Here is a 23578-nt window from a genome sequence, read left to right on the forward strand (position 1 = left end):
ACACCTGCTTCACATGGGAGACGAGTGGCCATTAAGAAGGGCCCCGTCTGGGGCTCTAAAGGCCGTGTGAATCTACTCCCGGTGGCCTATGACCTTGATTGATTTCTAACCAGAACGGGTCGGTAAACACATCCGCAGAACTACTCGTCTTTGATCACCAGGCTGTGTCAGCCATTGAAAAGGGTCACAGAAATAGGACTCTCACATGGTCACCTGGGACCATGCAACACGGGAAATGGTTCCTGACCTTGTGTCACTTCTCATCATGCTTGTCAAGTTGAGCATCCGTGGTATTAGCTCTTTTTGGCCTCAAGATGGCGCTCAGCAGTACGGAACCATGAGCGTGAGTTCGTTATCGCTGATCAGCTTCCAGCTGCGCAGAAAAGGACTGACGGATTTCAACAGCACCGATCGCGTGTGTGATTCAATCAATCCTATTTGCGCGGAAACATACTCTTGCTATGACGGAACGAAGCGAGTGAAGCATCAACAGCAATTTTTCTTGTCATGAACCCTGGTATTCCAAACTTTTACAGCAAAAAAGCTCTTTTTGTTTTGTTGGTTGTCCTTAGATTTTTTATCATAGCAGCTGCTATATCAATGATAGCGATTGAGTTGCGCGAAGCGTATTTGTTTAGGGATATCTTGCATCTTGCTCTGTTTTCAATATTTTTTCTTATATGCAGTCTTCAGATCGCTATTAGTCGCCATAAAGTTATCATGAAAAGCCAAGAAAGGTCCGGGCGTTATTTTATGCTGGCTCTCTTCAGCATGACGGCTGCTTTTTTGGAATTGGTTGACCTTGGATTTGATCAGTTGCTCGATAGACTTCGCGGGATCCAAGCTTTTCTGCCTTGGTATCAAAGCATTTGTATTTTAGAAAGTATTTTTGGGATCATTGCGATCATGATGATTGCATATTCGCTGGATAGAATGTTGGTTTCACTTCGCTCAATTGCCCTTGAATATAAAGCAATAAGTCTTTAATTGATTAAATTTTTGTAGTGAGTTGGTCTACTTTCACCAGCGTATGGGTCGAGTTGATCCTGGAGATGTTCAAGAGTTCCATGAGGAATGATCCTCTCTGCAGAGACTATGCAAATGCAACTTTCAGCTTTCGCTCGTATCACTGTCATGACAGTGACTTGGTTGGTGTCGTTTGAAGGTGAGCTATTTAATAATTTTATCTACCAGCACATCATCAAAATACACCCTCACATTGCAAAACATTTTGCCATCAAATTCTAATATCCAAGCGTACTGGTTGTTGTAAGGCTCTCCGTTTTTAGCAACAGCCATGGAAGTCATCTCCAGTACAACGAATGAGCCATCAATGATGACATGATTGACTCTCCACTGAATAGAACCATCTAAGGATGCTTTTAGTCTTGAGATTGCTGAATTGATGAAGTGAGTCCTGGATGTATAAACACCAGCAAGGACACTTGAGCCTGTGATAACCCATTGGACGTTCTCCGCTATAAAATCAGCTAGAAACTGGTCGATGGCACCAATTTCAAGCAAATGAATTGCATTGTCAACGTATTGACGAGTGACCTGCACGGTATCAAGAACAGAATTAAGATTAATTGTATAGGATATTAAGAACAGCTTTGGCGTTCCACTTGTTTTGAATGTCACTAGCTTGGGCGATGTCAATCCATGCCGCTATTACTAGATTCAGCAGTCATGTTGGTGGAATGCAATACCTCAAATAATTGGAGAGACTGCAAAGGAGAGTCGGTAGGGCTGATTCTTTTTTAGCACAACTGAAGCTATATAAGCGTGGCTGAGAGTAATACAGGAACCGAAAGTCAAACGCATGGGAGTATGCAGCGTTGTCGATCTTTCCACAAAACAATCTCACACCAATTACGCCGCGCTCAGGGCGAAGTTTTTCTCTCCTGGAACTTGATATCATCTTCTTCTAGGTGGGCAGAGCCCACTTATGTACAGTGTTCTGAGCCATTTACCAGAAGCTCACCAGACCCTCTTGGGTGCTGCACCAGAGCTGTGTAGTGGGGGGCACCAGAAGGTCTGCGAACTTGAAGGAGTCGAGGAGGCAACACCTCCAAATATTCACTCCTACAAACCATGTCTTTCAAGTCTCTCTTGATTATCGCCCTCTCCATCACTGTGGGTGTTGGTGCCGTTACCCACGCAAGAACACAGCTGGCCGAGAATGCACTTCAGGAATTAATGGAACAGAAGGAATTGGCCTATCGGACTCAGCGCGACGGCCACTAGTGATCCTGATAATCACAAGCCCCGTGACGCACGGGGTGTTTTGTTGCTCTCCAGCCATAGTGTCACTGGCTTCCGCGTGAGCTGTCGTCCTAGGGGTGGGGATTGTGCTGACTTTATTTGTCTTTAAATATACGTTTTAAATGTGAATTTTAGCGTCTTTTGACTGGCTGTTCTCCTTACTCCCCAAGGCCATGGCTTTCAGTTTCTTGAATAATTTTTATGAGCTGATGCCTGCCTTTATGAACCTCATGTAGCACATCATAGCATTGCTTGACGATCGTTAGGTTCAGAGATTGAATGATGAATCGATTGATTTAATCCATCTGATTGCTGTTCAGTGGCTTGTTGAGGTATCGATCGAGCAGCTCAGGCAGGCGTTCAAACAGATCTGGCTTGATGATGTAATCAGTCGCTCCATTGTCGATTGCTTCCTGTCGTTTGGTCTCGTCATTGAACGAAGTAACAACAAGGATCGGAATCCTTTCTGATCGCTGATTGAGATGCCGAAGGCAGGTGAGACCGTCCATGACAGGCATCATGAGATCAATAAGAATCAGGTCAACGTTCTCAACATCCAAACAATCGAGCAGTTCCTGACCGGTGCTGCAAGCGAGAGGCTGAACGCCTTCATCCGATAACTCTTCGGCAATCAGGCTGCGCAGACGTGGATCGTCATCCACGAAAGCAACGCGCGGTTTGCCATCCATGCTCAATCCTGGCCAGCTTCACCAATCATGACCGGGTTCTGAAGCTGTCGGTGAAATGGGTCGCCTGAGATTCGAACTCAGGACCAATCGGTTAAAAGCCGAGTGCTCTACCGCTGAGCTAGCGACCCTCCTTGAGCCGGAGCAAGCGATCCGGAACAGGCTGTGCTCTCAAGCACTCAAGAAAAATATCACCCTGGCGAACCATCGTCCATGAGCTCCCTGGAATCAACGTGTGCCTCAATCGGCATGACCATCAGTGCCAGATCTGGCCAGTGGCTGATCTCACCCGCTTGAATCAGCACTTCGAGTTCAGGACTGAGAACTGATGGCTGGTTCCTCCGCTCCAGAGCCGTTGAAGATCGGTTCCCCAAGGATTGATCCTCAGGCCTGGGTGGCTGAGAGTGCTGTGGTGATGGGTGATGTTGAGATTGCTGCAGGTGCCAGTCTTTGGCCAACTGCCGTGGCGAGGGGAGATCTGTCGTCCATCGTGATTGGCCCTCGTAGCAACGTGCAGGACGGTGCCGTTCTGCACGGAGATCCCGGTTCGCCCGTGTTGATTGGGTCTGATGTCACCATCGGCCATCGGGCCGTGGTGCATGGAGCCACTCTCGAAGACGGTTGTCTGATTGGAATCGGAGCCATTGTTCTCAACGGCGTCACCGTTGGCGCAGGAGCTCTGGTTGCTGCAGGCGCGGTTGTGACCCGTGATGTTCCATCACGCAGCCTGGTGGCAGGCGTTCCGGCTCAGGTGAAGCGGGAACAGAGCGATGCGGCAGTGCTGGAGCAGAAGCACCACGCGCTGAACTACGCACAACTGGCTGCAAGCTGGGCTGAAATGCTGCAAAACCAAACGGACTGACCTTTTTAAGACTTCGATGCAGCCGTATTCATTAGGATCTCGCCACCATCCCTAAAAACCATGGACCTTCGCGTCGTCGTCGTGGCAGCTCCGATCCTGATTGCCCTGGGCTGGGCTGGTTACAACATCAGCCGAGCTGCCATCGGTCAGTTGCAGATGATGCTCAAGCGCGGAGAAGCTTGAGTCTTTCCGACGGGCTCTGATCCGATCGATAGGGTTGAAATCTGTTGATTGAAATCCCTTGAGCGTCAGCTCCGTAACGGTCATCGGTGCTGGACTGGCCGGTACAGAAGCTGCTTGGCAAATTGCACAAGCAGGAGTGGCGGTTCGTTTGGTCGAAATGCGACCTCTGAAACAATCTCCCGCCCACCACAGCAGCGAATTCGCAGAGCTTGTCTGCAGCAACAGTTTCGGGGCCCTGAGCAGTGACCGAGCAGCCGGCCTTCTGCAGGAGGAGCTTCGCCGCCTCGGTTCGCTGGTGATTCGAACAGCTGATGATCATGCGGTACCGGCAGGCGGAGCACTTGCTGTCGATCGTGGTCGCTACAGCGCTGCCCTAACGCGGATTCTCGAGCAACATCCGCTGGTCACGATCGAACGTCGTGAACAGATGGCACTCCCAGATTCAGGCCAGATCACTGTTCTGGCGACAGGACCGTTGACCAGCGAATCACTGGCCAATGACCTTCGTGACTTCACCGGCCGTGATGACTGTCATTTCTTTGACGCTGCCAGTCCGATTGTCGACGGTGACAGCATCGATATGGAAAAGGCTTTTCGAGCCAGCCGTTACGACAAGGGAGACGCGGATTACATCAATTGCCCGATGGATCAGCCGCAGTATCTGGACTTTCGGGCTGCTCTTCTCGAGGCTGAGCAAGCTGAACTCAAGGACTTTGAAAAAGACAGCGCCACTTTCTTTGAAGGCTGCCTGCCGATCGAAGAACTTGCACGCCGTGGTGAAGACACCATGCGTTACGGACCTCTGAAGCCGATTGGCCTCTGGGATCCACGCTGGGGAGATGTCAACGATCGCGACGTGCGACGTGCCAAACGCGCCCACGCTGTGGCCCAGCTGCGTCAGGAGGACAGAGACGGTCGCCTTTGGAATCTGGTGGGCTTTCAGACGAATCTCAAGTGGGGAGAACAGAAACGGGTACTTCGCATGATTCCGGGTCTTGAACAGGCTGAATTCGTGCGTTTTGGCGTGATGCACCGCAACACCTTTCTCGAGGCCCCTGAGCTGCTTCAGCCCACGCTTCAATTCCGTAGCCGTGAACGTCTGCTCGCTGCGGGGCAGATCACAGGGACTGAGGGGTATGCCGCTGCAGTGGCTGGTGGTTGGCTTGCGGGGACCAATGCAGCCCGTCTGGCCTTAGGGCGCCCCACGTTCGACCTGCCCCCCACTTGCATGATTGGCGCACTGACCCATTTCATCAGTGAGGCACCATCCGGCAAATTTCAGCCGATGCCCCCCAACTTTGGCTTGCTGCCCGTTCTGCCTGAAAAGATCAGAGACAAGCGCCGCCGTTATGGCGCCTACAGGGACAGAGCCCTGAACGATTTGCTGCTAGCAACAGAGAAGCAGGAGTCTGTTGATGTCGCCTGTCCGGCCTGATGATCGGCTGATTGAGCGCCGTTCCCTGAAGATCGGCGTTTATGCCAGCGCACTGATGGCGGTGGCTGGGGTTGCTGTTCATGTGATTTCAGGTTCCTACGCCCTGCTTTTGGATGGCCTGTATTCAGCGGTGATGGTGGGTTCGGGTCTTGTGGCCGCCAGGATCAGTCGCAACGTGGTTCGCCCGCCAGATCGTGCCTATCCCTACGGCTACGACGGGCAAGAAGCGCTGTACGTGCTCTTCCGTTCTCTGTTGCTGATGGGAGTGCTGTCTTTTGCCGCCATCTCAGCTCTCAGCACCGTGATTGATTACGCCTATGGGGTTCCCGTCAGCTCTGTTCGGCTCGGACCCGTCGCTTGGTATTCCATTGCCATGGTGGCGAGTTGTTGGGGGCTTGCCTGGCGTCACCATCACGACTGGTGCCGGACAGGGCGGCACTCGCAGATCCTGCTCACCGAAGCCAAGGCTGCGCGACTGGATGGTCTGATCAGTGGTCTGACCGGCTTGGCTCTGCTCGGGGCACCGTTGCTCAAGGGCACCTTGTTATCAGGCCTGATTCCCGTCACCGACTCCTTGCTGGTGCTGGTGGTCAGTCTTTTGGTGCTGCGTGAACCGTTGCAAGGTTTCCTCACCGCTTTAGGGCAAGCGGCAGGGGCCTCAGCTGAGACCGATCTCATCCACAGCACCCGGTTGGCTCTGGAAGATCTCCTGGCAGGACTGTCCTGCTGGCTTCTTGATCTCACGGTTTATCAGGTCGGCCGCACGGCTTTTGTGGTCGTCTATCTGAATCCAAGTCAACCGATGGATGGCGGCGCCATTGATCTGATCCGCGATCGCATTCAGGAGCGATGCCAGTCCTTGTTGGCCTGTCCTGTGCGAACGGAGGTGATCCTGACTGCAACGCCACCCTTCGCTGCGGCCGGTGTTTCCTAGGGTTTGAGGCTGCAGCAGTTTCTCAGGTGTGGCCGTGAGCTCGAACCCGGACTGGGATGTGATTGTGATCGGTTCCGGCATCGGAGGGCTGGTGACCGCATCTCAGCTGGCTGCCAAAGGGGCCAGAACGCTTGTGCTTGAGCAGTATCGGATTCCTGGCGGTTCTGGTGGCAGCTTCCAACGCAAGGGGTACACCTTTGACGTGGGTGCTTCGATGATCTTCGGCTTCGGAGAGCATGGGCACACCAACCTCCTGACAAGGGCTCTTGCCGATGTGGGGCAGCGCTGTGAAACGGTGCCTGATCCAGTGCAGCTTGAGTATCACCTGCCCGATGGTCTGACCATGGCAGTGGATCGAGATTACGAGGGCTTCATCGCTCGTATGAGCGCCAGATTCCCCCATGAAGCACGGGGAATCAGGGCTTTTTACGACACTTGCTGGCAGGTCTTTCGTTGCCTGGATGCCATGCCGCTCCTCTCACTTGAGGATCCGGCGTACCTGGCCAAAGTTTTTTTCAGAGCCCCGCTTGCCTGTCTGGGACTAGCACGCTGGCTTCCCTTCAATGTGGGAGATGTGGCTCGCAAACACATCCACGATCAGGACTTGCTGCGTCTGATCGATATGGAGTGTTTCTGCTGGTCGGTGATGCCAGCTGATCGGACACCGATGATCAATGCCGGCATGGTCTTCTCCGACCGCCATGCCGGTGGCATCAATTACCCCAAGGGCGGTGTCGGAACGATCGCCGAGAAGCTGGTGGATGGGCTTGAAGCCCATGGCGGCACGATCCGCTACCGGGCCCGTGTCAAGCGGGTGTTGATCGAACAAGGTCGTGCCGTTGGCGTTGAGCTTTCTGATGGCGAAGAGCTCAGAGGCAGGCGCATCGTCAGCAATGCCACCCGCTGGGACACATTCGCTGGAGACGGTTCACCCGACAGCACTCTGGTCGCGAAAGACCACACCCCTTCCGCTGAATCCACTTGGCGACGTCGCTATCAACCATCCAGTTCGTTTTTATCGGTTCACCTTGGGGTGAAGGCTGATGTTGTGCCTGACGGATTCCACTGTCATCACCTGCTCTTGGAGGACTGGAACGACTTGGAAGCCGAGCAGGGAGTGATCTTTGTGTCGATTCCAACCTTGCTGGATCCATCCCTGGCCCCTGAGGGTCGGCACATCGTTCATACCTTCACCATGAGCGATATCCAGCACTGGGACGATCTCAAGCCGAAGGACTACAAAGCTCAAAAGCAGCGCGATGCGTCGCGGCTGATTGAGCGCCTGGAGTCCATCCTTCCGGGTCTTTCGCAGGCCATCGAACTTCAGGAGGTGGGGACTCCTCGAACGCATCGTCGCTTCCTCGGGCGGATGGGTGGTTCCTACGGGCCGATCCCGGCAGGTCGACTGCCAGGTCTGCTGCCGATGCCGTTCAATCGAACTGGGTTGAACGGTCTTTATTGCGTTGGAGACTCCTGTTTCCCTGGCCAGGGACTCAATGCGGTTGCCTTCAGCGGCTATGCCTGCAGCCATCGCATCGGGGCGGATCTCGGTTTGAACCCCTGGGCTCTCCCAGCCTGAATCTGACCACGTCAGAGCTCATGAGCTGTTTAGGGTCGTTTTGAACATTTCATTTCCATGGCACCGGCACCTCAACCCAGTTCTGCAGAACTTGCGCGCTACCTCGAACAACGCGGAGAACTGGGGAAGCCCTGGATGCTTCAGATGTTGCGGCTTTCAAAGTTGAAGGAGGCTCGCGACCAGATGTCTCCCGAGACCTATCTGAAATCAATTCAGGAGGCCCATGCCGACTTAATGCGTCTGGGTGAATTCTGGAAGGGCCGAGAGCAGGAAGTCTTCAACGGCGATTACAGACCTAACGATGTCATCGAGCCACTGCCGGGTTCACCAGAGGATCGCTGAGCGATGCCTGTCGCGCTTCAGGAGCGGTTTCGACTTTCGCCTCTGATCAGGGCAACTCTCATCTGTGTCTATCTGGCACTGGTGCTGCCATTGCCGTTGATGGCACCTCCAGGCTTAAAGCTGACCCTCTGGCTGGCTGCTCCGATCGGACTGGCACTGGTGCTTGCCATGCTCAGCGAGCAGGTGAACCTGGATGACCAAGGAATCAGTGTGGGGCATCCCACTTGGTGCAGCTGGTTGATTCGTCGTGGCTGGCAGCTGCAATGGGAGGAGATCAAGCGACTCGTACCTGTTGGTACAAGCCAGGGAGGAAGGGTTTATTACCTCACCACCATCCACCACGGGCAGCGGTTGCTTCCGCAACGCCTCGAGCAGTTCGATCGGTTTCTTTCAATCCTTGAGGAGAGAACAGGTCTCAGGACAGACGCGATTCAACGATTGACTCCTCCCTGGACCTACCAGCTGTTGTTCGGTCTGGCAGTTGGCATGCTGACCATCGAAATGGCGGTGGCTGTTGCCGTGAGATCGGGATGGATCGCTATTCCGGCAGGTTATCCAGGCTGAAGCGATATCCCTGCTGACGAACGGTGGTGATCCCGCCACCCTCTCCAAGACCTGCCTGTTCAAGTTTGCGGCGGAGTGTCAGGACCTGGGTATCCACAGAGCGTGGTCCACCGCTGAACGGTGGCCAGGCCATTCTCAGAAGCTCTTGTCGGCTGCGAACCATTCCTGGTGGCATCAGCAGAGCGCACAGCAGGGCGAATTCACGCGGACTGAGTTCAACCGGTTGCTCTCGCAGGGTCACCTGACGCAACAGCAGATGAACCTCAAGAGGACCAACGGCAACGCGCTCCTGGAGACCGCTGCGACCCCGTTTAAGCAGAGTGCGACAGCGCGCGGCCATTTCTTCAAGGCCAAAGGGTTTGCGCAGCACGTCGTCCGCGCCGTCATCGAGCAATCCCACCACGGGTTCAGCGCCGCTGCGGGCTGTCAACACAATCACCGGACAGCGCAGTTGCTGGCCAAGTCTCAGGGCAGAACTTTGCTCCAGCAGTTCAGCACTCACCAACAGATCAGGAGACTGCTCCTGGCACACCTCCATGGCTTCCTGCGACGACGACACCGCAGCAGTGAGATGGCCGTCCTGGCGCAGACGCTGAACAAGAACGGTCCGCAATGTTGGATGAGGTTCTACAACAAGAATCCGTGCGGGTTCCCGAGAAGGAATCGCGGGAACAGTCAGTTGCTGCACAGGAGCCTGACCGGTTCCATGGGCGAGGAGATCGCGGGAGGAGGAGGTCACAAGGCATCCGAAAGCCGTCTTACGCTAATGCCAATCCTTAGGCATGCTGGTAACAGAGGCTGCCGTCCTCACCAAAGATGACATCTCTTCAGCACCCGGAGGCCATTCGCCACTTCCAGGCGCTTTGTGATGCCTGCCAGGAACTGACAACGCGCTATCACGGACCGTCTGAGTTGCGCCTCTATGCCGATGGCTATCTGCATGCCCTGCGCAGAACCGGTGATCTCGATCCAAGGGAATTGGCCAAGCTCGAGACACTGATTGAACGCTGGATCCTGGACCCCTCCAGTTTCATCGGTCCTGATGGGGATGTGAGTGCTCTCTACAGGCATCCGAATCAGTATTGAACCGTCGGGGTCATGGGCATCAATCGTCATTCGCTGGAGGCTGTAAGGACTGTCTCAGTTGAAGGAGGCTGCATTGAGCTCCGCTGTTACCGACCTCACTGTGCGGAAGCTGCCGATCGGATTCCTCTGCTGATCACGCACGGTGGTCCAGGTGGTTCCAGCGTTGGTCTCTATGACGCACTGCATCCTCTGGCGGATCAACGACCAACGATCTTCTACGACCAGCTCGGATCGTTTGCATCGCCTGCCGATCTGCTGCCGAAGCAGATGACACTGAGGCGCTTTGCGACGGAACCCCTTTGCATTCTTGATCACTTGGGCATTGCCCGTGCCCATGTCTTTGGACATTCATGGGGAGGAGCAATCATGGCGCAGTTCTGCCTGAATCATCCTGATCGAGTGGCGGCCCTGTTGCTCTCGTCTCCTTTGCTGTCAACACAACGGTGGATGGCTGATTGCAATCAACTGATCAAAACCATTCAACGGGAGTTAGGCGAATCGGTGAATTTGGAGATGGAATTCGAACGCCGACACTTCTGTCGTTCCGATCAAGGATCAGATCAAGATGCAGTGCGTTGTGAGCGTCAGCGAGGCAACCACAAGCTTTATCAACAGATGTGGGGACCGAGTGAGTTCCGGCACCAGGGCATGCTGAGTGACCTCGATTTGTTCCCAAGCATTCAGAACGTCTCGAAGCCAACGCTGCTGATCTGCGGTGAACACGACACGGCCACACCGCAGACCTTGCAGGATGCAGCATCAATCATTGGAGATCGCGCCCGATTGGAAGTGCTGATGAATGCAGGTCACAAGACCTACCTCGATCGCAATCGGGCATTCATTGCAGTAGTGAATGATTTCTTGGCTCAGTTGGATGAATCAGCTGGCTAAAGCGATCTCCAGCTTTTCCTTCAGTGTGTTGTCGTTGTACATCTCGATGAGGATGTCGGACCCACCCATGAATTCGCCTTTGACATACACCTGAGGAATGGTGGGCCAATCGGAGTATTCCTTGATTCCCTGGCGGACCTCAGGATCAGAGAGCACGTCAAACGTCTCAAAGCTCACGCCAAGTGCATTGAGGATCTGCACGACATTGTTCGAGAAGCCGCACTGGGGCATCAGCTTGGTGCCCTTCATGAACACAAAGATCGGGCTCGACTGGATCAGGCTCTCGATGCGGGACTGGGTCTGGCTGTCCATGGGTATCAGGCGATCAGAAAAAGAGGCGAGTCAGTTGGGTGTGGAGGTGTTCAGGGCTAGGGCGTGAATGGCCTCTGAAGCCAGCTCCTCCCTCAAGGCGCGATAAACAAGCTGGTGTTGACGGATGCGATTGAGACCGTCGAAGGCAGTCGACACCACACTCACCTGAAGATGATCACCACCACCGGTCAGGTCCTCGATGCTCACCTGAGCATCGGGGATCGCGCGACGAATTGCAGAGGTGACGGCGTCAGGCTGAACCATTGGAACAGAGCTTGAACTCAATTGATGCTGGCAGATGAATGTCGCGTGTGAATCCGATCACTCACCAGCGGCAGCACCGCGGTAGGGGGTGTCCACGAAACCGAGTTCCAGAAGACTCTGGTAGGCCTTCTGACCTTCTGGTTTGGCAGGAGTCATCAGTCGCACGACTTCAACCAGCACTGGCACAGCAACTTCCGGCTGGCCCTGACGGCGGAAAAGCGCAGCAAGACGAAGGTTGGACTGGGCGAGTAGAGCCAGAGCCGCACGTCCTTTGGTGTCCATTTCCCGGGGGATACGGGCATCGAGCCCTCGGAAAGAACCGGAAAGATCCCGGTAGAACGCCAACAGCTGCTTGGAAGCGGTCCGAGCGTTGTCGTAATCCTGCTTCGCCTGGACCAGATTGCCGGATGCCACTGCTGCATCCCCGCGCTGAATCAAGGCCTCGACGGACGAGACGTTGAACCCCGTGCCACTGGAAGCAAGCACCTTGGTGGCTGAGCCAGAAGCATCCGGTCCCGACTGTGCCAATGCAGGGGTCATGCACAAACCGGCAGTCAGGGCAATCGCTGAGCAAAGAAGGCGGGTGCCCATGGAACCAATCTTGAGTGCGCGGACTTTAAAGGCAATTCAGCGGTCGTCCGATGGCCTCTCGGGCCGCTTGTTCAGCCGTATGCATCCGATTGGCCAGCTCGTGATTGAAGCGAAGGGCCTCGTCCTTTCCCTTGCCAGCAACAACCAAGGGTTGTTCGAAGCAGATTGCTGAGCGACTGCGCGGGCCTGGAACAGCAGGGTTGTAGGCAAGACCGACAGGAACGACCTGCACATCGATCCCCCTGCGTTGCGCCAGTTGCGCAAGCCTCACGGGGCCTTGCTCCAACACAATCGGTTCATCATTCCTTTTAATCCGCCCCTCAGGAAACACCACCAGTTGCTGACCGCTCTCCAGAAGGTCCAGGGCATACCTCAGGGTTGTCAGTGAAGGCTTGTCTTGATCGACCGCAAAACAACCCAGACGGTGCAGGAACCATCCCTGCAATCCGGACATTTCTGTTCTCGTGACCATGAAACGGCAATCACGGCCTGTGATCCGTCGTCCTGCAGCCATAGGAATCATCAGGGCATCCCATCGGGCTCGGTGTGTTGGAGCCAGGAGAACCGGACCATTCTTCGGGAGATGCTCAGCACCCAGAACGGTTCTGCCACGAAGGTAGTGAAGAGCCATGTCCTGGGTCACAACCATGGCAAGCGGGGCCCAGAAGGGATCGATCCCCGTATCAAGGGCAGATGAACGCGTCGTCAGGCTGCTGGACACCGCCTTGAACTAAAAATCCACTCCGAAGAAATTACCGGGGAAGACCGCACACCCAAGACTCTGCTGGGCAGTTGCTCCTTCGGCCGAATCGGATCATGCGCTGAATAGGATTTACGCCTTTCCGACGACACAACGTGGCCAGCCTCGGGGTGAATATCGACCACATTGCCAATGTCCGGCAGGCGAGGCGCACAGTGGAGCCTGATCCTGTGCCGATGGCACTGTTAGCTGAACTTGGTGGTGCTGACGGCATCACCGTGCATCTGCGCGAAGACCGTCGTCATATCCAGGACCGTGATGTTGATCTGCTCAGGCAGACCGTGCGCAGCCGTTTGAACCTGGAAATGGCCGCCACAGACGAGATGGTTGAAATCGCTTTGCGTGTCAGGCCAGACATGGTCACGCTGGTGCCTGAGCGTCGTGAAGAGGTCACCACCGAGGGAGGGTTGGATGTCGCAGGTCAGCTTGCGCAGCTGAAAATCATGGTGCAGCGTCTCCATGAACAAGGCATTCCCGTCAGCCTTTTTGTGGATCCGGACCCATCGCAGTTGAGAGCCAGTCGTGATGCAGGGGCACGCTGGGTTGAGTTACATACGGGCACCTATGCGGAGGCCGCTTGGACTGAACAGCCCCATGAGTTGGCCCGTCTGACGGAAGCCACTGCGTTCTCCCGCTCCCTCGGCCTGCGCGTCAACGCCGGCCACGGACTCACCTATCAGAACGTGGAACCAGTCGCAGCCATCGAGGGAATGGAGGAGCTGAACATTGGCCACACGATCGTGGCCAGAGCGCTTGCAGTCGGTTTGAAATCCGCTGTCAGCGAGATGCGCTCCTTGGTTCAGAATCCTCGCCGTGAGCCATTGTTCGCCAGCCAAAGTTGATGACCACCTATTACTTCGTTGCAGCAAGCGATCGATTCCTCACCGAGGAGGAGCCATTGGAGGAAGTACTCAAGGAAAGACGACGTCACTATCAAGAACATGGAAAAGAGATTGATTTCTGGCTTGTTCGCCAACCTGCTTTTCTCAATGCAGCGGAGATGAAGTCGATCCTTGATCAGCTCCCTCAGCCTGCTGCGGCTGTGGTCTCCACAGATTCCAATTTCATTACATTCATGAAATTACGGCTTGAGTTTGTTCTTGACGGGCGTTTTGAAGCTCCCAGCTCAGAGATTCCTGATGCAATAGCAACAGCTTCTTGAACACTCTGCTGTCCTGATCGTTTTGCTGGGTGATGACTCCATGTGTCTTGAATGATCATTCCTGAGGACTGTCAGTTCAAGAATTGAGTAGTTGTTCCTCGAGCATCATGTTGAAACTCAGAAGTTGTTCATCGGTGAGTTGCTGGCGTGAACTGGCCTGAAGGTGTTGATTCAGAAAGTCCTTCGCCTGCTGCTGATTCCACTGCAGCCGAATAAGAATTTCGTCCCCCTGTGCGACTAAATCGGATCGACGTAAAGGAATCTCCGCATGCCGTGGATCACTTCCTGCAGCCAGATCACGAAGACGTTTGAGATAGGCCACGAGATCACTGAAGCGCGTGAGCCGATGACGACTTGCATGCCCGAAGGCTCGTTCGAGATAGATCTTTTCACCGTCGCGGTCCCACCCGATCCTCTGAAGTTCGAGGTCGATGGCAGTGAGCTCCTCACTCCAGTCCTCCGGGTCGACCGGTGATTCGCTGGGTGGTTGGGGATCAGGCCCCCTTTCCACGCTTTCGGCAGCTTCGGCAACAGGAGTTGGCTGCTCCCGCTGGGATGTCATGACCTGCTTGGCTTCCGCGGATTCCCTGATTTCAGGCGGAGCGACGCGCTTGATCGGTTGCTGCTGTTTTGATCCGCCAGGCTGAACCAGGCTTTCAACGCTGGCCTGTGAGAGCGTTGCTGTTGTCTCCTCCGCATTGGCTGGTTCGGAGTAGACCAGCCTGATTCGAAGTCGATCAAGAGCCTGATCCTCAGCTTCTGAGACGCTGCGACCTTCACCGAGAGCACTCCCAAGCGGTGTGGTTCCCTCATAAGCCTCAACAAGCACAACGCATCGGTCGGAACTCACATGGCAGAGCTGGGCGTGGGTTCGCATTCCACTGATCAATGTCTTCCATTTCTAAGCTGTAGAAATGGATACAGCTGCACTGTCGTCACTCACTGCCTGGTTGGACGGCGTTGATCAGCTGGGTGAACTGCTGCCGTTGTTGCCGGTACTTGTCACTCTCGAGTTGCTTCTCTCGGCCGACAATGCGATTGCGCTGGCAGCAATCGCCCGTGAACAGCGTGATCCCCGACTTGAACGACGCGCGTTGAATCTCGGCATTGTGATGGCGTTCGGGTTGCGCGTCGGGCTGATCCTGATGGCGCAATATGTTCTGGCTTTTCCGCCGATTCAGTTGATTGCAGGCGGTTACCTGCTCTGGATCTGCTTCAGTCACTGGAATTCTTCGACCGAACATGCCGGTGAAGGATCGGTTGAAACACCTTCCAAGCCAATCCGATTCAGTCGAACGGTGTTGACCCTGGCGGTCACCGACCTCGCCTTTTCCATCGACAGTGTCGCTGCCGCGGTTGCCATCAGTGATCAGTTGCTACTTGTGTTGACGGGTGCCTTGATTGGAGTGGTCGCTTTGCGTTTCACCTCAGGACTGTTCATTCGCTGGCTTCAGATCTATCCACGGTTGGAAACAGCAGGTTTCCTTGCGGTCGGATTTGTTGGTCTCAAGTTGCTGGCGATGATGGCCCTGCCGACCCTGCATCCATCCGAACTGGTGACGCTTGCCGCAGTCGTTGGCTTGATGGTCTGGGGCTTTTCCTTGCGTGAATCCCCTGCGGCTGAGGAGTCCTGAGCGCATGCTCGTGGAAATCCGACAAACCGGCAGTGAGCAACTGCTCGACCGTGTTGAACTCGATGAGCCACCCTCCCCGGGGCGGTGGTTCCTCCACGATGACGGCAGTTTCCTTGTGATGCAGCGCCGCCACCGTTATCGACTGCATTCCGGTCGCTATCAGTTGAGTTCAGTCGTTCTGATGGTGAAACCTCAGAAGAGGCCCAACGATGCACGCTGGTTTCAGCATGGCTGGGTCATTGGTGACCCTGCCTGTCGTTTCAATGCTCGAAGTCCACTGATGCGCTGCGCTGTGATCCCTGAAGGTCCATGCGAACGTTGCAGTCACTGGTCGGCGTGACATCGATGAAACGTGAGCGTTGTTGGGTCTGGTTTCGTGGTGGTCTGAATCAGAAGTCCCACTGGGAAGGCGGGTTTTATGCCACCACGGATGAACAGGAAGGGGTTCTGATTCAACATGGAAGCTATCGAGACACACGGGTTCCAGCCTGGCGGGTGACCCAGCAGGAGCCACCTGATCCACACACTGCACCTGAGATTCCAGAGGATGCTGTCTGGAAGATCAACTGAGTTCGTTCTGTTGAAGCCAAGGCAAGTGTCTAACCAGAGTTTTTGGGTCGCCTCCTAGGGTGAAGGATTCGGCCCCAACACGATCGGCGAGACCTCAGTCACGGTCAATGCCCAGGTCGGCTTCGAAGACCTTGGCCTCGGTGAACCCCTTCTCAAAGCGCTGAGGGACAAGGGGTATATCCACCCGTCGCCGATTCAGGAACAAGCGATTCCAGCGGTGATCCGTGGTCGTGATGTGATGGCGGCAGCGCAGACCGGCACTGGGAAAACAGCTGGATTCACACTGCCCATGCTCGAACGACTTCGGCACGGCAGACGTTCCGGTCGTGGTCAGGCGAGGTCACTGGTTTTAACGCCCACCCGTGAACTGGCCGCTCAGGTTCATGAGAATGTTCGTGCTTACGGGCATCACCTGCCTTTGCGAAGTGATGTGGTGTTCGGTGGAGTCAAGATCAATCCGCAGATTGAACGACTTCGGGGAGGTGTGGATCTACTGGTGGCGACACCCGGCCGATTGCTTGATCTCCATCAGCAGGGAGTCGTGCGTTTTGATCAGTTGGAATGCCTCGTGCTGGATGAAGCGGATCGAATGCTTGATATGGGCTTCATCCATGACATCCGCCGATTGATTCGCCTGATGCCCGAGCAAAGGCAGACCCTGCTTTTTTCTGCCACGTTCAGTCCACCGATCCGAAAGTTGGCCACTGGGTTACTGCATCAACCACTGCAGATTCAGGTCACGCCTGAAAACCAGACCGCACGTTCTGTGGAACAGGTTGTTCACCCCTGTGACATGAAACGCAAGCCGGAACTTCTCAGTCACCTGATCAGAAGTGGCAACTGGCGTCAGGTGCTGGTGTTTTCGCGGACCAAGCATGGAGCCAATCGCGTTGCGGACAAACTCAGCAAGGAAGGACTCGAAGCGGCTGCGATTCATGGCAACAAGAGTCAGGGTGCTCGTACCCGAGCCCTTCAGGGTTTTAAGCAGGGCAATGTCCGGGTGCTTGTGGCGACGGACATTGCTGCAAGGGGAATTGATATCCAGCAATTGCCGCACGTGGTGAATCTGGATCTTCCCAACGTGGCTGAAGATTACGTCCATCGCATTGGTCGCACCGGTCGGGCTGGTGAAACCGGTCATGCCATTTCGCTTGTTGCCGCTGAGGAATCGCTGTTACTGAAGGCCATTGAGCGTCTCACTGGGGAAGCATTGCGCAAAGAACAGGTGAAGGGTTTTGAGCCGACGATTCTGACGGCCCCACCCCTGGATCTTGGCGGTGGCAAACGGCGCAGCAGTCAACGCAGTCATCAACGTGGTCGTGGCAGTTCATCACCCGTGTCCCGCCAGCGCAGACGTTGATCAGCTCCAAAGGTTGCCTGCTCAGTCAGCCAAGCCTGTCGCCAGCAGTGGCCTGCAATTGCTGAACGAGAGCTCGACCGTGGCTCCGGCCTTTTCCTTCCAGCTGTGCTTCGCGGATCAGCAAGGGGCAACCTGAACTGCTGACCACCAAGCCGGCCTCACTGCTCTCCAGAACCGTTCCAGCCTGATGTCCACCAGTTGGCCAGCGACCGAGCAGCTCTTGCGCTACTGGGCTCAGATCGTGACGGAGTCTCTCGATCAGCGGTTCAGTGACCAGCAGCTTGAGCCGTTTTCCGTTCCAGAGGGTCACAGCGCCCGGGAAAAGGCCCATCACCTTGCGATGAATGGACAGTGCCGAAGCAGACCAGTCGATCTGGTAGTCACTCTTGACGAGCATGCGTGCATAGGTGACCTCAGGTGTCTGGTGGCGCACGCCCAACCTGCGAAGTCGCTCCTCTTCCGGCCCTGCTCCTGCGTTTTCAATCCTTGGCAAGGCCTCAACCATCAGATCTGCCGTGAGTTTGCTGAGTCGGTCGCCGAGTTGATGTGCGTTCTCAAGCAAACCGATTTCGAGCTTCCTTTCGATGAGGACGGGACCGGTGTCCAGTCCCTCCTCCATCGCCATCACACCAACGCCGGTCTGAGCATCACCTTCAAGGATGGACCATTGAATTGGTCCTGCTCCCCGCCATCTCGGTAGCAACGAGCCGTGGCCGTTCCAGCAGCCCAAGGGTGGCTGTGTCAGCACTTCAGGAGGCAGAATCTGGCCGAACGCAACCACAACAGAAAGGTCGGCACCAAGATCTGCTAGCTGCTGCTGACAGGCATGATCTCGGCGTATTTTTTCCGGGGTATAAACCTTTAAACCAAGTTCCAAGGCCCGTGTTTTCACGGCTGAAGGCATTAATTGTTTGCCCCGACCTCGACGCCGATCGGGCTGCGTCACAACACCGACGATCTGATGCCCCGCAATCTGCAGGGCATCCAGGGTGGGCACTGCATAAACGGGGGTACCCCAGAACAGAACTTTCAAGAGCAATGAATCAGCAAAGACTGTTCAGGCTTCACCAGTGATGGCCAGACCATCAACCCACACATAGGGACTGACGCCTTCATGGGTGATCACGGATTCCGGTTCGAGATGAACAATTGAACGTAAGAGTTCGCGGATGTCACCAGCCACTGTCGCGGCTTCGACGGAAATGCGTTCCCCACCTTGAACCAGCCAACCGTCGAAGGGCAGAGAGAAAGCTCCCTGACTGGCTTTCACCCCGGCATGAAGAGCACTGAGACTTTCAATTAAAACGAAAGTGTCTCCACTGGTGGAGTGGTCAAGATGATCGGCCCCTGTGTCCATGGAGGGCGTGCGACTGACTTCAAACCAGTCCGGACCGACGGACACCTTGGCACCCATCCCTGCATGTCCTGTTGGATCCACTCCGAAATGCCGAGCCGTGGCTTCGGAATGCAGGAAATTCGCCAGGCGACCTTCACGAATCAGGGGAAGCGCTCGGGTTGGCGTTCCTTCGCCATCAAAAGGCATGGCTCCAACATGGGCTGGATGCAGACCGTTATCGGTGAGATTGAAGAAGGGAACGGCTAATTGATCGCCGATCGAATCGGGTTTGCTGAGACTGACACCGTCCAGAACGGAACGGGCATTGAGCATGCTGCTGAATGAACCGATCAGATCAAGGAAGGCCTCCGGCGTGAAGCACACCAGGTAGCGACCAGTGTCAATGGGCTGATAATTGAGATGGCTGATGGTGCGCTCCGCAGCTTCATCGATGCATCCCGCCAGATCCAGATCGCGACTGCCGAGAGCGATCCGCACCGCTCCGCCACTGCGGGGTTTGCGACCACTTTGCTCCGCACGAGCCATCAGGAAAATGCTCGCCTGAGTGCGTTGTGCCTGGCGCAGTGCACCTTCACTGTTCAGATAGATCCGTTCACTACTGCCCTCATTCATGGCGTTGTAGGGAAGTGTGCCGATGGCCGGATGGCGGCTCAGCAGCTGCTGCTCAGCGTCCAGCAGTTGCTTGAGGAGACACTGAATGCCCTGAGCTTCCTGGAGAGGACGATGAAGATCCGGTTGAGGTGCCGTGGCGAGAGGGGAAAAACCAGGTATGTCATCGGGATTGCCGAATCCACTCGCCTGATGAGCACCCATCAGCGCCTTTTCCAGACCTGAATCGGACAGGTCAGAGGTGCTTGTGATGCCAACCAACCCTTGTTGATTCCAGACTCGAATGGTGATCGAACTGCGTTGTGCAGCCTTCAGCTGCTTGGCCTCACCCCGGTCAACCTGCACTGAAGCACTGCTGCTGCGACTGGCGCCAAGATCCCATTTTGAAATTCCTTCACGACGGGCAAGCGACTGGAGTTGATCCTGAAGCGACCTGACATTGAGCGGAGCGTTGGACATGATCAACGACCTCCCACGGTGATTGAATCCACTTTCACGTGAGGCTGGCCCACGGTCACAAACACGCTGCCGCTGACGGATCCGCAGTAGCCGGCAGCCAGCTCAAGATCATCAGCGCACATCGAGATCCTGGGCATGACTTCCTTGGCATCTCCGATCAAAGTGGCGCCCTTGACCGGTTGACCGAGTTCGCCATTTTTGATCAGGTATCCCTCTTCAACAGAGAAGTTGAACTGACCGGTTGCACCGACGCTGCCGGCTCCCATGGATTTGCAATACAGGCCATGGTCAACCGAGCTGATCAGATCATCAATGCTGTGAGGTCCAGCATCGATGTAGGTGTTGCGCATGCGGCTAGCGGCAGCAAAGCCATGACTCTGTCGACGACCGCTTCCGGTACGGGCGTGACCAGTTCGCATTTCACCAGCTCGGTCACTCAGAAAACACTGCAGGATTCCGTCCTCGATCAGAACGGTTCTTTGCGGCTCCATACCCTCGTCATCCATGGATATGGATCCGAAAGCACCGCCACTCACGCCCTCATCGATCGCAGTGACTGCCGAATGGGCAATGCTTTCACCGATGCTGTCGGCAAATGGAGTGGAACCACGTTCAACCTGAGTGGTTTCCAACAAGTGACCACAGGCCTCATGGAAGATCACGCCCCCGAATCGATTGGCCAGCACCACGGGCATCTGGCCACCGTCGACGTAATCGGCCCTGAGCATTTTGGCGGCGCTGTCACAGACCTCTTGGGCAGAGGCATCAACGTTCCAGTGGCAGAGATCATCGGGACGGTCGGTGCTTCCGTAACGACGGGCAATGCTGGAGCGATGTTCGCCATCGGCTGCGAGCACACTCAGGCCACTGGACTGATGCAACCTGATGTCACGGGCAAACGTTCCATCGCTGGCTGCTACCAGCACTTCCTGCCAGTCGCGAGCGAAGCTGCCCCGACGGACGTCGAGATGCTGACCCCGCTTCTCCAGGCAATGGGTTCCTTCAAGAAGACGCTGCGTGATCGTGACGAGATCAGGTGTGCTGTCCAGCCAGTTGTTTTTGGAGGAGCCGTAGTCGCGGAAAGGTCCAAGACCATCAAATGAGTTGGGGGACGCAAGGGTGGAAGCGTTGAGCTGAAGCATGCCCAGGGCCTGCTGAAGAGCTTCTTCCAGACCCTGATCACTGAGGTCGTTGGTGCTGACGAAACCATCCCTCCCAGCCCGGAACACACGAATCCCTGCTCCCATTCCGAACGAGGGGCCCACACTTGTGATCTTGTCCTGTTCGGCAAGAACTCCGAGGTGATCCGTGCGTTCCAGAAACACTTCAACGAGGTCAGCGCCGGCACTGACCCCAGCATTCAGTAAGGCGTCGAGGCGTTGACGCCAGGGGTGATGGCCTGGGTCCAGATCATTGAACCCAGCCAAAGATTTTTGAAGGGTTGACTGCATCAGCGCACACTGGGCTGATAGTTTTCACTGCGAACAGGTGACATCAGGAAAAGAGATGCCATCTGTGCTCCGTTGGCAATCCAGTGAGGGAGTTTGCGAACGAATTTGAGAGGAGCAGATGATGAACTCTTGTCCACAGATTCAAGAGACTCGTTGTTCTTGATGATTTTTTCCAGCCGTTCGTAGAAACGGGGATTTTTGACGTCGAGAACAACTGGGAATACTCGAGCGGATGTCTCGTTGGTTTTGTCAATCACCATTCGGTCGTACTCACGGGCGTCGAGGCCCAAAGCTTCGTAAAACTCCTTGCGAGCCACGTCCCTGACGTACATCGTGGCGAAAACAGCAAGGAGAAAGAACCGACACCAAAGTCGCGCACGCAGACCACGAACAGTGTCAGGTTGTGACTTCATCAAGGCATCGAAGAAATCTCCGTGGCGATTTTCGTCCTGGCACCAGTTTTCAAAAAAGTTGAAAATAGGGAAAATTTTACTTTCAGGATTTTGCTCAAGATGTCTGAAGATTGCGATATAACGCCAATATCCGATTTTTTCAGAAAGATAAGTGGCGTAAAAAATAAATTTTGGCTTGAAGAAAGTGTATTTCTTGTTTGCGGTCAGAAATCCTAGGTCGAGTTGAAGACCAAAATCACTCATGGATTTATTGAGGAAGCCAGCATGTCTGGCTTCATCCCTGGCCATGTGAGCAAAGCATTCTGCAAGCAGAGGATTCTTGGCCTTGATTCGACGGCTCAGTTCTTTGTAAAGAAGAAAACCTGAAAATTCAGAAGTGCAACTCTGTTCAAGGAACTCGATGAAGACGCGACGCGTCTCGGGGTCAAGTTTGTCTGCTGCGCCGTCGAATTCCTCGTTGCGCACAAAATGGTGACGGTTGTAATCCTTGCGGAACTCCTCACAGATCGCCTCGAGCTCAGCCTCATTGGGACGGAGATCCATCTCCGCCATGGCTTCAAAATCAGTTGTGTAGAAGCGAGGCGTCAGGATCGTGTCCTTGACCGGATCTTTGACGGAGACACCGGAACCTCCGGATTTTGCGTCATTCACAGCGGTGGGAGGCACCATCAGATCCAACGTGTGTTTTCTGCATCGTAAATGCAGTCCAGGCACAGCCGGGGCTGGGTGTAACCCATTGGTTCAGTTGCCCCCGAACCACTTCTGACCATTCAGGCGTTGGAGCAGTCGGGATTCAAGCAAGGCCAGGTTGATGCGTTTCTCATCGATCAAGAACGATTCGAGCAGGCTTGGATCTGAACCGGATTCAGCGAGAGCAATCGTTTTGCCAGAGGTGATCGCATCGGATGCAAAGCAAAGCCAGAACCGTCGTTCTGAAGGCAATTCGCCTTGAACCATCCAACATTGACCACCCACCACTGGTCGTTCTCCCTCAACAAGCTTGAGACTGATTGGCGCTTGATCACGCGCGGTGAGAGATTTTGTCAGTGTTGGCAGCAGATCCTCCTGGATGAAGTTGGCAAAGGGCTTGTCTTCCGGTTTGGGCTTTGGAGCGGGCTTGGCGGGTTTGGCTGGTTTATCCGTTGCATCAGCCTTGGTTGCCTTGGCCGCAGCCGTAACAGGACTGGCCGATGAGTCAGCTTTCACAGGGGCAGCCTTCTTCTGCGCTAGATCAGGCTTCTCTGCTTGATCCGGTTTAGCCGGGGTTGGAGTCTTGTCTGGCTTGTCGGTTGCTGGATCCGAACTGGCCGATGAGTCAGCTTTCACAGGGGCAGCTTTCACCTGAGCTGGATCAGGCTTCTCTGCTTGATCCGGTTTGGCCGAGGTTGGAGGCTTGTCTGGCTTGTCGGTTGCTGGATCCGAACTGGCCTGTGAGTCAGCTTTGAGGGGGGCAGCTTTCTCCTTAGCTGGATCAGGCTTCTCTGCTTGATCTGGTTTGGCCGAGGTTGGAGTCTTGTCTGGCTTGTCGGTTGCTGGATCCGAACTGGCCTGTGAGTCAGCTTTGAGGGGGGCAGCTTTCTCCTGCGCTGGATCAGGCTTCTCTGCTTGATCCGGCTTGGCAGAGGTTGGAGTCTTGTCTGGCTTGTCGGTTGCTGGATCCGAACTGGCCGATGAGTCAGCTTTGACGGGGGCAGCTTTCTCCTGAGCTGGATCAGGCTTCTCTGCTTGATCCGGTTTGGCCGGGGTTGGAGAGTTATCAGGCTTCTCAGCTGCTTCTGCTGCAGGTTCGGCTTTCTCCGCTGCTTCTGC

At 55.1% G+C, this 23578-nt stretch carries 31 protein-coding genes and 1 tRNA gene; 18 read left to right on the forward strand and 14 right to left on the reverse strand.

Annotated elements, in window-relative coordinates; genetic code table 11:
- Nucleotides 1–205 precede the first annotated feature (205 nt).
- Together AC6EI9_RS03010 and AC6EI9_RS03015 are read left to right on the forward strand one after the other, a co-directional pair.
- The gene (locus tag AC6EI9_RS03010) at nucleotides 206–511 is read left to right on the forward strand and encodes a hypothetical protein (RefSeq protein ID WP_498469033.1); all 306 of its coding nucleotides are present in this window, start codon (nucleotides 206–208) and stop codon (nucleotides 509–511) included.
- Entirely contained in the window at nucleotides 508–987 is a 480-nt protein-coding gene (locus AC6EI9_RS03015; protein ID WP_498469034.1) for a hypothetical protein, read from the forward strand. The genes AC6EI9_RS03010 and AC6EI9_RS03015 overlap by 4 nt, the downstream gene beginning before the upstream one ends.
- A gap of 183 nt (nucleotides 988–1170) precedes the next feature.
- Here the strand turns inward: AC6EI9_RS03015 and AC6EI9_RS03020 are convergent, their stop codons facing one another.
- Nucleotides 1171–1563: a nuclear transport factor 2 family protein gene (locus tag AC6EI9_RS03020; protein ID WP_498469036.1), complete on the reverse strand. Its 393-nt coding sequence runs from the start codon at nucleotides 1561–1563 to the stop codon at nucleotides 1171–1173.
- 531 nt (nucleotides 1564–2094) lie between these two features.
- Between AC6EI9_RS03020 and AC6EI9_RS03025 the strand changes: the two genes are divergently transcribed.
- Nucleotides 2095–2247, forward strand: coding sequence for a hypothetical protein (locus tag AC6EI9_RS03025; protein ID WP_498469037.1), 153 nt, complete (start codon nucleotides 2095–2097; stop codon nucleotides 2245–2247).
- Between the two features lie 314 nt (nucleotides 2248–2561).
- Here AC6EI9_RS03025 and AC6EI9_RS03030 read toward each other — a convergent pair whose 3' ends face one another.
- Together AC6EI9_RS03030 and AC6EI9_RS03035 are read right to left on the reverse strand one after the other, a co-directional pair.
- Nucleotides 2562–2954, reverse strand: coding sequence for a response regulator (locus tag AC6EI9_RS03030; RefSeq protein WP_498469039.1), 393 nt, complete (start codon nucleotides 2952–2954; stop codon nucleotides 2562–2564).
- A gap of 56 nt (nucleotides 2955–3010) precedes the next feature.
- Nucleotides 3011–3082, reverse strand: a tRNA-Lys gene (locus tag AC6EI9_RS03035).
- A 197-nt stretch (nucleotides 3083–3279) separates the two neighbouring features.
- Between AC6EI9_RS03035 and AC6EI9_RS03040 the strand changes: the two genes are divergently transcribed.
- Genes AC6EI9_RS03040 through AC6EI9_RS03070 form a run of 7 tightly spaced genes read left to right on the forward strand, consistent with a single transcriptional unit; the run spans nucleotide 3280 to nucleotide 8850 of the window.
- Nucleotides 3280–3813, forward strand: coding sequence for a gamma carbonic anhydrase family protein (locus AC6EI9_RS03040; protein WP_498469041.1), 534 nt, complete (start codon nucleotides 3280–3282; stop codon nucleotides 3811–3813).
- Nucleotides 3814–3873: 60 nt separating this feature from the next.
- Nucleotides 3874–3996 (forward strand): photosystem II protein Y, encoded by a 123-nt coding sequence (locus tag AC6EI9_RS03045; protein WP_067097253.1) that lies wholly within the window; start codon nucleotides 3874–3876, stop codon nucleotides 3994–3996.
- A gap of 58 nt (nucleotides 3997–4054) precedes the next feature.
- Complete coding sequence (gene trmFO, locus AC6EI9_RS03050) at nucleotides 4055–5431, forward strand: FADH(2)-oxidizing methylenetetrahydrofolate--tRNA-(uracil(54)-C(5))-methyltransferase TrmFO (RefSeq protein WP_498469042.1); 1377 nt, start codon at nucleotides 4055–4057, stop codon at nucleotides 5429–5431.
- Nucleotides 5412–6365 (forward strand): cation efflux transmembrane domain-containing protein, encoded by a 954-nt coding sequence (locus AC6EI9_RS03055; RefSeq protein WP_498469044.1) that lies wholly within the window; start codon nucleotides 5412–5414, stop codon nucleotides 6363–6365. Before trmFO ends, AC6EI9_RS03055 begins: the two co-directional genes overlap by 20 nt.
- Nucleotides 6366–6393: 28 nt before the next feature.
- Nucleotides 6394–7944 (forward strand): carotenoid isomerase, encoded by a 1551-nt coding sequence (crtH, locus tag AC6EI9_RS03060; protein ID WP_498469046.1) that lies wholly within the window; start codon nucleotides 6394–6396, stop codon nucleotides 7942–7944.
- Nucleotides 7945–8001: 57 nt separating this feature from the next.
- Nucleotides 8002–8286 (forward strand): hypothetical protein, encoded by a 285-nt coding sequence (locus AC6EI9_RS03065; protein ID WP_498469047.1) that lies wholly within the window; start codon nucleotides 8002–8004, stop codon nucleotides 8284–8286.
- 3 nt (nucleotides 8287–8289) lie between these two features.
- Nucleotides 8290–8850: a ubiquitin family protein gene (locus AC6EI9_RS03070; RefSeq protein ID WP_498469049.1), complete on the forward strand. Its 561-nt coding sequence runs from the start codon at nucleotides 8290–8292 to the stop codon at nucleotides 8848–8850.
- Here AC6EI9_RS03070 and AC6EI9_RS03075 read toward each other — a convergent pair.
- Complete coding sequence (locus tag AC6EI9_RS03075) at nucleotides 8825–9589, reverse strand: response regulator transcription factor (protein ID WP_498469050.1); 765 nt, start codon at nucleotides 9587–9589, stop codon at nucleotides 8825–8827. The two genes, AC6EI9_RS03070 and AC6EI9_RS03075, sit on opposite strands and share 26 nt — an antisense overlap.
- 77 nt (nucleotides 9590–9666) lie before the next feature.
- Between AC6EI9_RS03075 and AC6EI9_RS03080 the strand changes: the two genes are divergently transcribed.
- Together AC6EI9_RS03080 and AC6EI9_RS03085 are read left to right on the forward strand one after the other, a co-directional pair.
- Nucleotides 9667–9936, forward strand: coding sequence for a DUF6761 family protein (locus AC6EI9_RS03080; protein ID WP_498469051.1), 270 nt, complete (start codon nucleotides 9667–9669; stop codon nucleotides 9934–9936).
- Nucleotides 9937–9948: 12 nt separating this feature from the next.
- Entirely contained in the window at nucleotides 9949–10827 is an 879-nt protein-coding gene (locus AC6EI9_RS03085; protein ID WP_498469052.1) for an alpha/beta fold hydrolase, read from the forward strand.
- Here the strand turns inward: AC6EI9_RS03085 and grxD are convergent.
- From grxD to AC6EI9_RS03105, 4 genes are read right to left on the reverse strand one after another with little or no spacing between them, the layout of a single operon-like run.
- Entirely contained in the window at nucleotides 10816–11139 is a 324-nt protein-coding gene (gene grxD / locus AC6EI9_RS03090; protein WP_067097233.1) for a Grx4 family monothiol glutaredoxin, read from the reverse strand. The two genes, AC6EI9_RS03085 and grxD, sit on opposite strands and share 12 nt — an antisense overlap.
- A 30-nt stretch (nucleotides 11140–11169) precedes the next feature.
- Nucleotides 11170–11403 (reverse strand): BolA family protein, encoded by a 234-nt coding sequence (locus AC6EI9_RS03095; RefSeq protein ID WP_498469053.1) that lies wholly within the window; start codon nucleotides 11401–11403, stop codon nucleotides 11170–11172.
- 57 nt (nucleotides 11404–11460) lie between these two features.
- Nucleotides 11461–11994 carry a hypothetical protein gene (locus tag AC6EI9_RS03100; protein ID WP_498469054.1) on the reverse strand — a complete coding sequence of 178 codons (534 nt, stop codon included), beginning with the start codon at nucleotides 11992–11994 and terminating at the stop codon, nucleotides 11461–11463.
- A 25-nt stretch (nucleotides 11995–12019) separates the two neighbouring features.
- Entirely contained in the window at nucleotides 12020–12715 is a 696-nt protein-coding gene (locus AC6EI9_RS03105) for a lysophospholipid acyltransferase family protein (protein WP_498469055.1), read from the reverse strand.
- Nucleotides 12716–12849: 134 nt separating this feature from the next.
- Here AC6EI9_RS03105 and AC6EI9_RS03110 point away from each other — a divergent pair, with 134 nt between their 5' ends.
- Both AC6EI9_RS03110 and AC6EI9_RS03115 read left to right on the forward strand, forming a co-directional pair.
- Nucleotides 12850–13596, forward strand: a complete 747-nt coding sequence (locus AC6EI9_RS03110; protein WP_498469056.1) for a pyridoxine 5'-phosphate synthase — start codon at nucleotides 12850–12852, stop codon at nucleotides 13594–13596.
- On the forward strand, nucleotides 13596–13916 hold the full coding sequence (locus AC6EI9_RS03115; RefSeq protein ID WP_498469057.1) for an MgPME-cyclase complex family protein: 321 nt from the start codon (nucleotides 13596–13598) through the stop codon (nucleotides 13914–13916). Before AC6EI9_RS03110 ends, AC6EI9_RS03115 begins: the two co-directional genes overlap by 1 nt.
- Nucleotides 13917–13992: 76 nt before the next feature.
- Here AC6EI9_RS03115 and AC6EI9_RS03120 read toward each other — a convergent pair whose 3' ends face one another.
- Nucleotides 13993–14793: a hypothetical protein gene (locus tag AC6EI9_RS03120; RefSeq protein WP_498469058.1), complete on the reverse strand. Its 801-nt coding sequence runs from the start codon at nucleotides 14791–14793 to the stop codon at nucleotides 13993–13995.
- 37 nt (nucleotides 14794–14830) lie between these two features.
- Here AC6EI9_RS03120 and AC6EI9_RS03125 point away from each other — a divergent pair, with 37 nt between their 5' ends.
- From AC6EI9_RS03125 to AC6EI9_RS03140, 4 genes are all read left to right on the forward strand, one after another.
- The gene (locus AC6EI9_RS03125) at nucleotides 14831–15550 is read left to right on the forward strand and encodes a TerC family protein (RefSeq protein WP_498469059.1); all 720 of its coding nucleotides are present in this window, start codon (nucleotides 14831–14833) and stop codon (nucleotides 15548–15550) included.
- A 4-nt stretch (nucleotides 15551–15554) separates the two neighbouring features.
- Nucleotides 15555–15890 carry a DUF6464 family protein gene (locus AC6EI9_RS03130; protein ID WP_498469060.1) on the forward strand — a complete coding sequence of 112 codons (336 nt, stop codon included), beginning with the start codon at nucleotides 15555–15557 and terminating at the stop codon, nucleotides 15888–15890.
- A complete protein-coding gene (locus AC6EI9_RS03135; protein ID WP_498469061.1) occupies nucleotides 15860–16120 on the forward strand; it encodes a hypothetical protein in 261 nt (86 codons plus the stop codon). Before AC6EI9_RS03130 ends, AC6EI9_RS03135 begins: the two co-directional genes overlap by 31 nt.
- A gap of 217 nt (nucleotides 16121–16337) precedes the next feature.
- Complete coding sequence (locus tag AC6EI9_RS03140; protein WP_498469062.1) at nucleotides 16338–17480, forward strand: DEAD/DEAH box helicase; 1143 nt, start codon at nucleotides 16338–16340, stop codon at nucleotides 17478–17480.
- 25 nt (nucleotides 17481–17505) lie between these two features.
- On the opposite strand, the gene fmt is transcribed toward AC6EI9_RS03140, so the two are convergent.
- The 5 genes from fmt to AC6EI9_RS03165 all read right to left on the reverse strand — a co-directional run bounded on the left by fmt (nucleotide 17506) and on the right by AC6EI9_RS03165 (nucleotide 22975).
- Nucleotides 17506–18513 carry a methionyl-tRNA formyltransferase gene (gene fmt / locus AC6EI9_RS03145; protein WP_498469063.1) on the reverse strand — a complete coding sequence of 336 codons (1008 nt, stop codon included), beginning with the start codon at nucleotides 18511–18513 and terminating at the stop codon, nucleotides 17506–17508.
- A gap of 24 nt (nucleotides 18514–18537) precedes the next feature.
- On the reverse strand, nucleotides 18538–19905 hold the full coding sequence (locus AC6EI9_RS03150; protein WP_498469064.1) for a TldD/PmbA family protein: 1368 nt from the start codon (nucleotides 19903–19905) through the stop codon (nucleotides 18538–18540).
- A 2-nt stretch (nucleotides 19906–19907) separates the two neighbouring features.
- Nucleotides 19908–21356, reverse strand: a complete 1449-nt coding sequence (locus tag AC6EI9_RS03155; protein WP_498469065.1) for a TldD/PmbA family protein — start codon at nucleotides 21354–21356, stop codon at nucleotides 19908–19910.
- Nucleotides 21356–22438, reverse strand: coding sequence for a magnesium-protoporphyrin IX monomethyl ester (oxidative) cyclase (acsF, locus tag AC6EI9_RS03160; protein ID WP_498469066.1), 1083 nt, complete (start codon nucleotides 22436–22438; stop codon nucleotides 21356–21358). Before acsF ends, AC6EI9_RS03155 begins: the two co-directional genes overlap by 1 nt.
- 72 nt (nucleotides 22439–22510) lie before the next feature.
- A complete protein-coding gene (locus AC6EI9_RS03165; RefSeq protein WP_498470142.1) occupies nucleotides 22511–22975 on the reverse strand; it encodes a DUF2996 domain-containing protein in 465 nt (154 codons plus the stop codon).
- Nucleotides 22976–23578: the final 603 nt, after the last annotated feature.

It is taken from the genome of Synechococcus sp. MIT2312 (assembly GCF_059772315.1).